The 11,821-nt window shown below is 72.2% G+C and carries 12 protein-coding genes; 4 read left to right on the forward strand and 8 right to left on the reverse strand.

What is annotated here, in order from left to right; translation table 11 throughout:
* Positions 1 to 192: 192 nt before the first annotated feature.
* The 3 genes from AB0A90_RS18025 to AB0A90_RS18035 all read right to left on the reverse strand — a co-directional run bounded on the left by AB0A90_RS18025 (position 193) and on the right by AB0A90_RS18035 (position 2,711).
* On the reverse strand, positions 193 to 960 hold the full coding sequence (locus tag AB0A90_RS18025) for a hypothetical protein (RefSeq protein WP_357248638.1): 768 nt from the start codon (positions 958 to 960) through the stop codon (positions 193 to 195).
* Positions 961 to 1,125: 165 nt separating this feature from the next.
* Positions 1,126 to 2,232, reverse strand: coding sequence for an SPFH domain-containing protein (locus tag AB0A90_RS18030; RefSeq protein WP_357248641.1), 1,107 nt, complete (start codon positions 2,230 to 2,232; stop codon positions 1,126 to 1,128).
* 5 nt (positions 2,233 to 2,237) lie between these two features.
* Positions 2,238 to 2,711 carry an NfeD family protein gene (locus AB0A90_RS18035; RefSeq protein ID WP_357248644.1) on the reverse strand — a complete coding sequence of 158 codons (474 nt, stop codon included), beginning with the start codon at positions 2,709 to 2,711 and terminating at the stop codon, positions 2,238 to 2,240.
* A gap of 107 nt (positions 2,712 to 2,818) precedes the next feature.
* Here AB0A90_RS18035 and AB0A90_RS18040 point away from each other — a divergent pair, with 107 nt between their 5' ends.
* Positions 2,819 to 4,132 (forward strand): serine hydrolase domain-containing protein, encoded by a 1,314-nt coding sequence (locus AB0A90_RS18040; RefSeq protein WP_357248647.1) that lies wholly within the window; start codon positions 2,819 to 2,821, stop codon positions 4,130 to 4,132.
* Positions 4,133 to 4,468: 336 nt separating this feature from the next.
* Here the strand turns inward: AB0A90_RS18040 and AB0A90_RS18045 are convergent, their stop codons facing one another.
* A complete protein-coding gene (locus AB0A90_RS18045; protein WP_357248650.1) occupies positions 4,469 to 5,281 on the reverse strand; it encodes a DUF3097 domain-containing protein in 813 nt (270 codons plus the stop codon).
* A gap of 184 nt (positions 5,282 to 5,465) precedes the next feature.
* Here AB0A90_RS18045 and AB0A90_RS18050 point away from each other — a divergent pair, with 184 nt between their 5' ends.
* Positions 5,466 to 6,260 carry a hypothetical protein gene (locus tag AB0A90_RS18050; RefSeq protein WP_357248653.1) on the forward strand — a complete coding sequence of 265 codons (795 nt, stop codon included), beginning with the start codon at positions 5,466 to 5,468 and terminating at the stop codon, positions 6,258 to 6,260.
* 27 nt (positions 6,261 to 6,287) lie between these two features.
* Here the strand turns inward: AB0A90_RS18050 and AB0A90_RS18055 are convergent, their stop codons facing one another.
* From AB0A90_RS18055 to fabG, 4 genes are all read right to left on the reverse strand, one after another.
* Positions 6,288 to 7,067 (reverse strand): HAD-IIA family hydrolase, encoded by a 780-nt coding sequence (locus AB0A90_RS18055; protein WP_007462546.1) that lies wholly within the window; start codon positions 7,065 to 7,067, stop codon positions 6,288 to 6,290.
* Positions 7,060 to 8,112, reverse strand: coding sequence for a ferrochelatase (locus AB0A90_RS18060; RefSeq protein WP_357248657.1), 1,053 nt, complete (start codon positions 8,110 to 8,112; stop codon positions 7,060 to 7,062). Before AB0A90_RS18060 ends, AB0A90_RS18055 begins: the two co-directional genes overlap by 8 nt.
* Positions 8,113 to 8,212: 100 nt before the next feature.
* A complete protein-coding gene (gene fabI / locus AB0A90_RS18065; RefSeq protein WP_357248659.1) occupies positions 8,213 to 8,980 on the reverse strand; it encodes an enoyl-ACP reductase FabI in 768 nt (255 codons plus the stop codon).
* Between the two features lie 27 nt (positions 8,981 to 9,007).
* Positions 9,008 to 9,712 (reverse strand): 3-oxoacyl-ACP reductase FabG, encoded by a 705-nt coding sequence (gene fabG, locus AB0A90_RS18070; protein WP_357248662.1) that lies wholly within the window; start codon positions 9,710 to 9,712, stop codon positions 9,008 to 9,010.
* Positions 9,713 to 9,866: 154 nt separating this feature from the next.
* Here fabG and AB0A90_RS18075 point away from each other — a divergent pair, with 154 nt between their 5' ends.
* Together AB0A90_RS18075 and AB0A90_RS18080 are read left to right on the forward strand one after the other, a co-directional pair.
* Complete coding sequence (locus tag AB0A90_RS18075) at positions 9,867 to 11,096, forward strand: histidine kinase (protein WP_357248665.1); 1,230 nt, start codon at positions 9,867 to 9,869, stop codon at positions 11,094 to 11,096.
* Positions 11,093 to 11,755: a response regulator transcription factor gene (locus tag AB0A90_RS18080; protein WP_357248668.1), complete on the forward strand. Its 663-nt coding sequence runs from the start codon at positions 11,093 to 11,095 to the stop codon at positions 11,753 to 11,755. Before AB0A90_RS18075 ends, AB0A90_RS18080 begins: the two co-directional genes overlap by 4 nt.
* Positions 11,756 to 11,821: the final 66 nt, after the last annotated feature.

Below are 11,821 nucleotides of genomic sequence, written 5' to 3' on the forward strand. Positions count from 1 at the left end.
CGTCAACCGACCACCCCCACCCCGCAATTGTCAGCAACTTCACGCCCCCACCCCGACCACCCCCACCCGGGGCCGGGCGGGCACCCCCTCTGCCCCGGTGATCAAGAGGTTTGCGTCAGAAAACGGCCTTGGCTTGACGCAAACCTCTTGATCACCGGGGTGGGGTGGGGTGGGGCGGGCGGGGTGGGTGGGTTAGGGGTTTGGGGTGTTTAGGCTTGCTGTGGCGGCGTCTCTTGCGGTTTCGCGGGGCATCAGGCGGCCGGAGCGGTAGCCGATGCCGATGCCGGCGATCAACACGAAGATCGCGCCGAACGTCTGCAACGAGCCGATCACGGCACCGCCCAGGCCGAGAAGGGGCGCGGCGATGATCAGCATGACTCCGTCGCCGAGGCTGAAGGTGCCCGAGCGGGCGACCGCCCACCCGGTGAGGAACCAGCCGACGCTGTAGAACGTCGCGCCGAGCAGCACCAACGACCGCGCGGTGGTCCCGAAGACCGGCGTCTGCTCTTCGAGCCCGGCGAAGGGCAGCATCAGCACGGTGCCGGCGATGCTGACCAGCAGCCCGGCGGCGGCCACCCGACGGCTGCGGGTCGCCGCCAGCAGCCCGGTGAGGGCCAGCAGCGCGAGCAGCCCGAGCCAGACCGCGGCCACCCAACCGATCAGGTACACCGCACGGCCGTCGGCCGGATAGGGGTCGTTGCCCACCCCGCCGTCGCTGGCCATCGCCACCGCGCCGTACAGGATGGCGTACGCGGGCAGCAGCCACACGGCCGCCCGCGCGAACCGACGTACCGACCAGGCCCAACTGGCGTTCGTGGCCGGGCCACCCGCGGTTGGCTCGTCGACGAACGGCAGCACGCCGAACCCGCCACCGGTGCTGCGGGACCCCAGTGGGGCGACCGGGTCGTGCGCGCCGGGCACCGGGGCCGAGGACCACATCCGATTCGCCGGATCCTTCATGCGTCACCTCGCTCGTCCGCGAGTGGTGCGGAACGCGCCGGGGCGCCCCGATTGCCTGGTCACCACCCGTCCTAGGACCGATCGTGGCAGGCCTCGGAGCGCCCCATGAGTCTTTCTCGCATTAAGGCTGTGGGTCAGAGCCCCCAGCCAGGCCGGCGTACGCGATCAGCCGCGCTCGCGCTGGTCGGCCGGGTCCTCGGTCAGGCTGGCCGCAGACACCGGCTCCGGCGCGGGCAGCCCCTGCGGCTTGTTGCCGCCGGTGGCCTGCGCCTCGGCGACGCGTACCTCGTCGTGGATCTGCTGGGCGGCGTCCGCCGCGGCCTGCGCCGCCTCCGCGGCCTCACGCTCGACCTGGCTCGCGTGTTCGGCCGCCTCCGGTGCGGGCAGGTCCCCCACCATCTGGCTCAGCCCGCCGAGCGCGCCACCCATGCCCTCCAGGGCCTTGGTCAGCTCGGCCGGGACGATCCAGACCTTGTTGGCGCTGCCCTGGGCGATCTGCGGCAGGGCTTGCAGGTACTGGTAGGCGAGCACCTTCTGGCTCGGGTTCGCCTGGTGGATCGCGTCGAAGACCGTCCGGATCGCCTTCGCCTGACCCTCGGCCTGCAGGATCCGGGCCTGCCGGTCACCGTCGGCCCGCAGCACCGCCGACTGCTTGTCACCCTCGGCGGTGAGGATCACCGACTGCTTGTGGCCCTCGGCGGTCAGGATCGCCGCGCGACGGTCCCGCTCGGCGCGCATCTGCTTCTCCATCGAGTCACGGATGCTGGCCGGCGGCTCGATCGCCTTGATCTCGACCCGGGTCACCTTGATGCCCCACCGGCCGGTGGTCTCGTCCAGCACGCCGGAGAGGTGCCGGTTGATCTCGTCCCGGCTGGTCAGCGCGCGCTCCAGATCGAGCGAACCGATCACGTTACGCAACGTGGTGACGGTCAACTGCTCGATGGCCTGGAGGAAGCTGGAGATCTCGTAGGTCGCCCGGACCGAGTCGACCACCTTGAAGTAGAGCACCGTGTCGATCGAGACCACCAGGTTGTCCGAGGTGATCACCGGCTGCGGCGGGAAGCTGACGACCTGCTCCCGCATGTCGACCTTCGTACGGACCGCGTCGATGAACGGCACCAGCAGGTTGAGGCCGGGGCTGAGGGTGCGCTTGTACTTACCGAGCCGTTCCACCACGTCCTGGCGCTGCTGCGGCACGATCCGCACCGCCTTGGCCAGCGTTATCACGGCGATCAACGCCACCGCGATCACCACCACCCCGATTAAGGTCATCCCGTTCACCCTCTCGCTTCCGGCAGCTCACCGGCGGAAGAAATATCGTCCTGCCACACCAGGGCTGTCGCGCCCCGGACTTTGATCACCCGAACCCGTTGACCAGGGTCGAACGTCTGCGTCGTGTCGTACGAGCGGGCACTCCACAGCTCACCGTCGATCTTGACGAGGCCGTGGTCGGCGTCCACCCGCTCCAGCACCAACGCCGTGGAACCCTCGATCGCTTCCACGCCGAACGGCTGCTCGCCGCTCTCCAGCGACGAGCGCTGGTGCCGCCGGAGGGCCGGCCGGGCCACCAACAGACTCAGCGCCGACACCACCGCGAAGACCAGCGCCTGCACCGCTACCGGCGCGCCCAGGGCGGCAGCACCGCCAGCGGCGAACGCACCAGCCGCGAACATGATCAGAAATAGCGTCGTCGTGAAGATCTCCGCGACGGCCAGCAGCACACCCAATACGATCCACACCACGGCGTCCACACCACGATCGTGACACGTATATGCACGCGCGGCCTCCCCAGGAAGATCAGTAGGCTCGGCGAATCCCTTTCCGACAGTTATTCGCGGTCCGACCCGAGGAGATCCCATTGACCCTGCTGCCCGAGACCGCCCGACAGATCGACGCCCAGGTCGCCCAGGCGCAGCTCGACGGGCACGCCCCGTCGCTGGTGCTGGGCGTGGTCCACGACGGCGCGCTGGTCCACCTGGCCAGCGCCGGCGAGTACCCCCGCCCGGACGCCGATTTGCAGTACCGGCTGGGCTCGATCAGCAAGACGATGACCGCGACCCTGATCATGCAACTGCGCGACGCCGGCCGGCTCGCCGTCGACGACCCGCTGGAGGAGCACCTCCCCGGCACCGGCGTCGGCGCGCTCACCCTGCGCCAACTCCTCGGGCACGCCAGCGGCATCCAGCGCGAGCCCGAGGGCGACTGGTGGGAGCGGACCGCCGGGGTCGACCTGACCACCCTGCTCACCGGGGTCACCCCCGACAAGATCGCCTATCCGCCGCACGCCACCTACCACTACTCCAACCTCGCGTACGGGCTGCTCGGCGGCGTCCTCGAACGACTCACCGGGACACCCTGGGTCGACCTGCTCGGCGAACGGATCCTCGCCCCGCTGGGCCTGCGCCGCACCACGTACGCGGCCACCGAGCCGTTCGCCCGCGGCTACGTCGTCCACCCCTGGCACGACACGCTGCGCGAGGAACCGCGGACCGACACCGGTGCCATGGCCCCCGCCGGGCAGCTCTGGTCGACGATCGAGGACCTGGGTCGGTGGGCCGCGTTCCTGGCCGACCCCGACCCCTCGGTGCTCGCCGCCGAGACGCTCACCGAGATGTGCTCCCCCGTCGTGGTCAGCGACCTGGAGTCCTGGACCCACGGGCACGGCCTCGGGCTGGAACTCTTCCGGGAGGGCAACCGGGTGTACGTCGGCCACGGCGGCTCGATGCCCGGCTACGGCGCATCCCTGGCCGTACACCGACCCACCCGTACCGCCGTGGTCGGCCTGGTCAACGCGTACACCCTGCGCGGTGTGCACCTCGGCGTACTCGGACGACAGTTGCTCACCCAGGTGCTGGACGCCGAACCCGCGCCGGTCACCCCGTGGCGGCCGGCCGCCGCCCCGCCACCCGCCGAACTGGCCGAGCTGACCGGCCGCTGGTGGTGGATGGGCACCACGATCGAGGTGTACGCGGACACCGCCGGCGACCTGCACGCCGGCCCGCTCGGTGCGCCGAACCTCCGCTTCGTCGCCGAGGGACCGGACCGCTGGCGGGGCCGGGCCGGCGTCCAGGACGGCGAGATCCTCACCGTGCGCCGCGACGAGCAGGGCCGAGCGGTCGCGCTGGACATCGCCACCTTCGTCTACACCCGCACCCCCGACCAGGAACCCTGAATCGCCCGACACCCCGCGCGCCTGCGCACCCCGCCCACCCGCGCGCCTTCGCACCCCGCGCGCCTTCGCACCCCGCGCACCCCGCGCACCCTGCGCGCCGCACCCCGCGCCGCGCCCGCCTTCCGATCTGAAGATCGTGCTCGATCCCAGATGTAGTGGCATCCACGGCCGACGAGGCCACTACATCCTGGTTCGAGCGCGATCTTGCGGGGTCGAGCGCGAATTTGCGCGAGCGGGCGCGCACATCGCGGCGCGCGCACACATCGCGGCGGGCGCGGGCATCGCGCGGGTTGGTCGGCGCGTACGCGGCTGCGTACGTGGGCGGGGTCGGGTGGGTCAGATGGGTTCGGTGACGAAGTCGATCAGGCGTTCCATCGCGTTGATCAGGGGTGTCTCCACGTCGGCGAAGCTGTTCACCCGGGAGAGGATGTGCCGCCACATCGCGGCCGGCTCGGCCACTCCGAGGGCCGCGCAGACCCCTTCCTTCCACGGCTGCCCCGGTGGCACCACCGGCCAGGCCGCGATGCCCAGCGCGGCCGGCTTCACCGCCTGCCAGACGTCCACGTAGGGGTGGCCGGTGACCAGCACGTACGGCGAGTTCACCCGGGCGACGATCCGGCTCTCCTTGCTGCCCGGCACGAGATGGTCGACGAGCACGCCGAGGCGTCGGGTCGGACCGGGGGCGAAGCCGCGTACCTCGGCGTCGAGGGCGTCGATGCCGTCCAACGGTTCGACGACCACACCCTCGATCCGCAGGTCGTCGCCCCAGATCCGCTCGACCAGCGCGGCGTCGTGGATGCCCTCCACCCAGATCCGGCTGGCCTTCGCCACCTGGGCGCGGACGTTGTCCACCGCCACCGAACCGGATGCCGTCCGTCGACGGGCCGCCGGCACCGACGCGCGACTCGGCCGGCGCAGCGTCACGGGGCGGCCGTCGAGCAGGAACGCCGCCGGCAGCAGCGGGAAGTTGCGCCGTTTACCGTGCCGGTCCTCCAACACCACCGCGCCGGCCTCGAAACCCACCACCGCTCCGCAGAACCCGGAGTCGGCATCCTCGACCACGAGATCGGGTTCGGCGTCCACCTCCGGGGTGACCTTCCGCCGTCGCCAGTCTCCCGCCAACACGTCCTCGCCGTATCGCCCCGCCATGTCGATCACGCTAAACCCAGCCCGCGCCCACCCCGGCCCTCGACACACCGCCCCGTCCCAGGACCGCCGACCACACACGCACGCCAGGGGCCGGGGATTGGGGCGAACAGGGCAGTTGGTGGCAGGCCGGGCGACCGGAGCGGCAGTCGAGACAGGGCCGGCCGGGACCACGTACCCTTTCGGCATGTCCACCCCCGCAACGGGCGCGGCCACACTCACGCCGCGCCGGTCGAGCCGGTTCGTCGCCTGGGTGCGCGCGTGGCGCGCCGGGTTGGTGCCGTACGACGAGGTCGCCGACGCCATCGCCGGCGACGAGGAACATCTCGTCGCGGACGCACCCGGCACCTGGACCGACGTCCCGCTGGGCGCCGCGCTGCCCACCCTGGCCAAGCTCTCCCCGGACGACATCCGCCTGGTGCTCCCCGCGCCGGGCGACCCCCGGGGGCTGCCCGGCCCCGGTGACTTCGCCGGCGCGGCGCTGGTCACGGGCGAGGCGGTGGTAGCCGGCGGGCTCGGGTTGATCCCGGAGGTCCGCTCGCACACCTCCGGCTCCGGGGACTGCTTCGAGACGGTGCTCTGGCGGGTCTACCCGCTGCCGGCCAACGCCCCCGCCGCGTCACTGTCGTTGCCCGGCGCCGCCGAGGCGGAGGCCGAGCTGGCCGCCGCGCTGGCCGAAACGACCGCCGCGCTGACCCGTCTCGACGTGGCCCAGTGGCGACCCGAGTTGGCCGGTGCGCTGGCCGCGCTGCGCCGTCCGGACGGCGCCACCGACCTGCCACCAGGCTTCGACCCGCGAGCCCGCCGGCTCTTCGCCCGCGCCGCGGTGCTCGACCGGGTGCTCGCGTTGGCCGGGCACGCCGCGCCCGGCGGCGCGATCAACAATTACGAGGCCCAGCAGCGCGACGCGGCTCTGCGCCCCCTCACCACGGCCTGCCGGCAGGCGCTGGTGGCCGCCTGCAACGCCCCCCTACGCCCCTGACCCAGGCGGCCCGGCGAGGCAGGTCGATCAGATCTCGTCGAGCAGGTCCGCGACCGAGTTGATGATCCGGGACGGGCGGTACGGGTAGCGCTCCGCCTCGGTACGACTGCTGATCCCGGTGAGCACCAGGATGGTCTCCAGCCCGGCCTCCAGGCCGCAGAGGATGTCGGTGTCCATCCGGTCGCCGATCATCGCGGTGGTCTCCGAGTGCGCGTTGATCGTGTTGAGCGCCGAGCGCATCATCATCGGGTTGGGTTTGCCGACGAAGTACGGCTCCACCCCGGTCGCCTTGGAGATCATCGCGGCGACCGAGCCGGCGGCCGGCAGCGCACCCTCCACGGATGGGCCGGTCACGTCGGGGTTGGTGCAGATGAACCGCGCCCCGTCGTTGATCAGACGGACCGCCTTGGTGATCGCCTCGAAGCTGTAGGTGCGGGTCTCACCGAGCACCACGTAGTCCGGTGCGAAGTCGGTGAGCACGTAGCCGACCGCGTGCAGCGCCGTGGTCAGCCCGGCCTCACCGATGACGTACGCGGTGCCGCCCGGCCGCTGGTCGGCGAGGAACTGGCCGGTGGCCAGCGCGGACGACCAGATCGACTCCTCCGGCACGTCCAGCCCCATCCGGCTCAGCCGGGCCGTGAGGTCACGCGGGGTGTAGATCGAGTTGTTGGTCAGCACCAGGAACGGCTTGCCGGAGGCGCGCATCCGGTTGATGAACTCCGGTGCCCCGGGCACCGGCTGGCCCTCGTGCACCAGCACGCCGTCCATGTCGGTCAGCCAACTCTGCACGGGCTTGCGGTCATGCATCGGTGCCCCCAGCAGGCGTCGGACGGCGGGTCGGTACGCAGCAGACGGTCGGGCAGGTGTCCCACATCGGCAGCTCGCCCAGGCGACGGCGCAGTTGCGCGCCGTCCGGGTCGGTCCGCTCGGTGATGAGCTCCCGCACCATGGTCACGAAGCGCGGGTCAACGCCCGGGGTGGCAGCCCGGACGAAGTCCAGGCCGAGCTGCTTGGCCGTTTCCAGCGCCTCGGTGTCCAGGTCCCAGACGACTTCCAGGTGATCGGAGACGAAACCGATCGGGCTGACCACCACCGAGGTGGTGCCGCCCTGCGCGAGGGCGGTCAGGTGGTCGTTGATGTCCGGCTCCAGCCACGGCATCTGTGGGGGGCCGGAGCGGCTCTGCCAGACCAGGTCGTACGCGAGGTCGGGGGCGGCGGCTGCGGCCACGAGCCGGGCGGTCTCGTGCAGTTGCGCCTCGTACCGGCCGCCGTGCGGGCCGGCGTTGGCCGCCATCGAACTGGGGATGGAGTGGGCGGTGAAGACCAGCCGGGTGGTGTCCCGCTTCGCCGGGTCGAGTTGGCCCAGGGCTGCCCGGACCGCGTCGGTGTGCGGCTCGACGAAGCCGGGGTGGTCCCAGAACTGGCGCAGCTTCTCGATCACCGGGGCGTCCGGGCCGACCGCGGCGCGCGCGGCGGCGATGTCCTCCTGGTACTGCCGGCAGGACGAGTAGCCGCCGTACGCGCTGGTGACGAAGGCCAGCGCCCGGGTGACCCCGTCGTCGCGCATCTGGGTCACGGTGTCGGCGAGCATCGGATCCCAGTTGCGGTTACCCCAGTAGACGGGCAGGTCGAGGCCGTGCGCGGCGAGGTCGGCGCGGATCGCGGCCAGCAACTCGCGGTTCTGCTGGTTGATCGGGGACACCCCGCCGAAGTGCTGGTAGTGCTCGGCGACCTCGGCCAGCCGCTCGGGCGGCACGCCTCGACCCCGGGTCACGTTCTGCAGGAACGGCATCACGTCCTCGGGCCGCTCCGGGCCACCGAAGGACACCAGCACCACCGCGTCGTACGACATGGGGTCATTCTTGTCCCTCGACCGCGACGGCCCGGCGACGCCCCCTGGTCCGGACGCGTGGATCACGCGGACGGGGGCCAGGGAGCGTCGCGGTAGAGCGTCAGGAGCCGATGGCGTGGTAGCCGCCGTCGACGTGGACGATCTCGCCGGTGGTGGCCGGGAACCAGTCGGACAGCAGCGCCAGGCAGGCCCGCGCGGCGGGCTCCTGGTCGGTGAGGCTCCAGCCCAGCGGCGCCCGCTCGGACCAGGCCTCCTCGAACTGGTCGAAGCCGGGGATCGACTTCGCGGCGATGGTGCGCAGCGGCCCGGCGGCGACCAGGTTGCTGCGGATGCCCTGCTTGCCCAGGTGCATGGCGAGGTAGCGGGACGCGGACTCCAGGCCGGCCTTGGCCACGCCCATCCAGTCGTAGACCGGCCACGCCTTCGTCGCGTCGAAGGTCAGGCCGACCACCGCGCCGCCGGGCGACATCAGCGGCAGCGCCGCCATGGCCAGCGACTTGTACGAGAAGGTGGAGACGTGCAGCGCGGTCGCCACGTCCTCCCAGGGGGCGTCGAGGAAGCCGCCGCCCAGGCAGCTCTGCGGGGCGAAGCCGATCGAGTGCACGACGCCGTCGAGGCCGTCGACGTGCTCGCGTACCCGGTCGGCGAGGCCGGCCAGGTGCTCGGTGTTGGTGACGTCCACCTCGATGACCGGGGCCGGCTCGGGCAGTCGCTTGGCGATCCGCTCGACCAGGGAGAGCCGGCCGTAGCCGGTGAGCACGACCTGCGCACCGTTTTCCTGAGCGAGCTTCGCCACCGAGAAGGCGATCGAGGCGTCGGTGATGACACCGGTGACGAGCAGTCGCTTACCGGCGAGCAGTCCGGACATCGCTGATTTCCTCCGTAGTCAAAAGGGTTAGTGGCCCATGCCGAGGCCGCCGTCGACCGGGATGACGGCGCCGCAGACGTACCCGGCGCTGTCCGAGGCCAGCCAGGTGACCACGGCGGCGACCTCGTCCGGGCTGGCCATCCGGCCGGCCGGGATGGACTTGAGGAGCTCCGCCTTGCGGTCGTCGGTGAGGCCGGCGGTCATGTCGGTGTCGACGAAGCCGGGCGCCACCACGTTGGCGGTGATGTTGCGGCCGCCCAGCTCCCGGGTGATCGAGCGGGCGACGCCGACCAGACCGGCCTTGCTGGCGGCGTAGTTGACCTGCCCGGCGCCGCCGGCGAGGCCGACCACCGAGGAGATGAAGATCATGCGGCCCCACCTGGCGCGGAGCATCTTCGCGGAGGCCCGCTTGGCGACCCGGAACGCACCGGTGAGGTTGGTGTCCACCACCCCGGTGAACTGTTCCTCGGTCATCCGCAGCAGCAGCGTGTCGGCGGTCATGCCGGCGTTCGCGACGAGCACCTCGACCGGCCCCAACTCGGCTTCGACGGCGGTGAACGCGGCGTCGATGGAGGCCGCGTCGGTGACGTCGGCGCGGACGCCGAACAGCCCGTCGGGTGCCTCGCCGCTACGGTGGGTGACCGCCACCCGGTCGCCCTGCTTGGCGAAGGCCTGCGCGATGGCCAGGCCGATTCCCCGGTTACCCCCGGTCACCAGCACGGTACGGGCCACTGTTCCCCCTTGCTCAGCTGATCTCAGTCGCAGGCGAGCCTAGGCGTTACCAGTAGGTAAGCGCTAACGGGAGTCGTGTCACACCGGGGTACGACACGGGGATCAACCCCTGGTGGCACGCCTCGTGGTGGGGTCGGCCCGTAGCCTCCGGGTGGTGAACCGGCATCCGATCGCGGTGGCCCTGCGGGCCCTACGGCAGACCCTGGTAGGCCCGGACACCCGGCCCGAACGGCCCCTGCTGGCCCGTTGGCCCGGGCCAGCCCGTTACGCCGCCCCGGTCGGTCTGCTGGCCGTCCTCGGCCTCTTCCTGATCACGCTGACGGTGGAGAGCGGCTGGGGCCTGCCGATGCCGATCGCATTGCTGTTCGCGGCGATGACGGTGGCGCCGCTGCTGGCGCTGCCCCGGCGTCCGCTGCTGGCCTGGCGGCTGACGGTGCTGGCCCTGTTGATCTGCACATTCAACGCGCCGGCCGTCCGGTCCTGGCCCTGGACCCCGCCGTTGGCGCTCGGGTCGGTCGCGGTGGTGGCGGTGGTCGTCGCGCGGGTCGACCGGCCGGTGCTGGCCTGGGTGGTGACGATCACCACGGTGCCGGTGCTGACCTTCGTCCACCCCAACAACCGGGTTCCGGTCCTGCTGCTGCTCGGCGCGCTGGCGATCGTCGGCGACCTGATCCGGCGCAACCGGCTGTCCCGGCGGGCGCTGGACGCGCAGACCGAGCTGAGCGAACGGGAGCAGGAGCGGCGCGCCGTGCTGGAGGAGCGCACCCGGATCGCCCGGGAGATGCACGATGTGGTGGCGCACCACATGTCACTGATCGCGGTGCAGGCGGAGACCGCACCGTACCGGCTGTCGGACGTGCCCGCGCCGGCCGCCGCGGAGTTCGTCGCGATCGCCGCCTCGGCCCGCGACGCGCTCACCGACATGCGGCGGCTGTTGGGGGTGCTGCGCAGCGAGGCGACCGGTCCGCAGACCGCACCGCAGCCGGACCTCACCGACCTGGGTGCGATGGTGGACGCGGCGCGCCGGGCCGGGCTGCCGGTCTCCCTGGACGCCGAGCCGATCACCGACGACCGGGTGCCCGCCCCGGTCGGGCTGGCCGCGTACCGCATCGTGCAGGAGAGCCTGGCCAACGCGGCCCGCCACGCGGCCGGGGCCGCGGTGCGGGTCACCGTCCGCACCGGTCCCTCCGGGCTGGGGGTACGCGTCGAAAACTCCCCGGCCGACGTCCGACCGACCGCCGACGGCGGCTCCGGGCACGGGCTGACCGGCATGCGGGAGCGGGCCACCTCGCTGGGCGGTACGTTCACCGCCGGGCCACTGCCCGACGGGGGTTACGCGGTGGCGGCCGAGTTGCCGTACGACGCGGAAGGCGGGGACGCGTGATCAAGGTGCTGATCGCCGACGACCAGGCGATGGTCCGGCAGGGCTTCGGAGCGCTGCTCGCCGCCCAACCGGACCTGCTGGTGGTGGGTGACGCCGCCGACGGCGCGCAGGCCGTCGCCGCCACCCGCCGGCTCGACCCGGACGTGGTGCTGATGGACGTGCGGATGCCGGTCATGGACGGGCTGGAGGCCACCCGCAAGCTGCTCGGCGACCGGTCGGCGCAGCGCCCCCGGGTGCTCATCCTCACCACCTTCGACCTCGACGACTACGTGTACGAGGCGCTGCGCGCCGGGGCGAGCGGCTTCCTGCTCAAGGACGCCCCGGCGGCCGATCTGGTGCAGGCGGTGCGGGTGGTGGCGGCCGGGGACGCGCTGCTCGCCCCGGCGGTCACCCGCCGGCTGATCGCCGAGTTCGCGGCCCGCCCGGACCGCCGCCGGCCCCGCCCCACCGACCTGGCCGGCCTCACCCCCCGGGAGACCGAGGTGCTGCGGTTGATCGCCCGGGGTCGCAACAACGCGGAGATCGCGGGCGACCTGGTGGTCGCCGAGCAGACCGTGAAGACGCACGTCGGGCGGATCCTGGCCAAGCTGGGGTTGCGCGACCGGGCCCAGGCCGTGGTGCTGGCGTACGAGACGGGTCTGGTGGCCGCTGGCGAGTAGTCCCCCGGAGCCAGCCCGCAGACGGCTCCCCGGGACGACGACCGCGCACCGCCCTCCCGCGCACTG

Origin of the sequence: Micromonospora sp. NPDC049204, from assembly GCF_040647935.1 — a bacterium.
In the GTDB taxonomy this organism is placed as follows: domain Bacteria; phylum Actinomycetota; class Actinomycetes; order Mycobacteriales; family Micromonosporaceae; genus Micromonospora.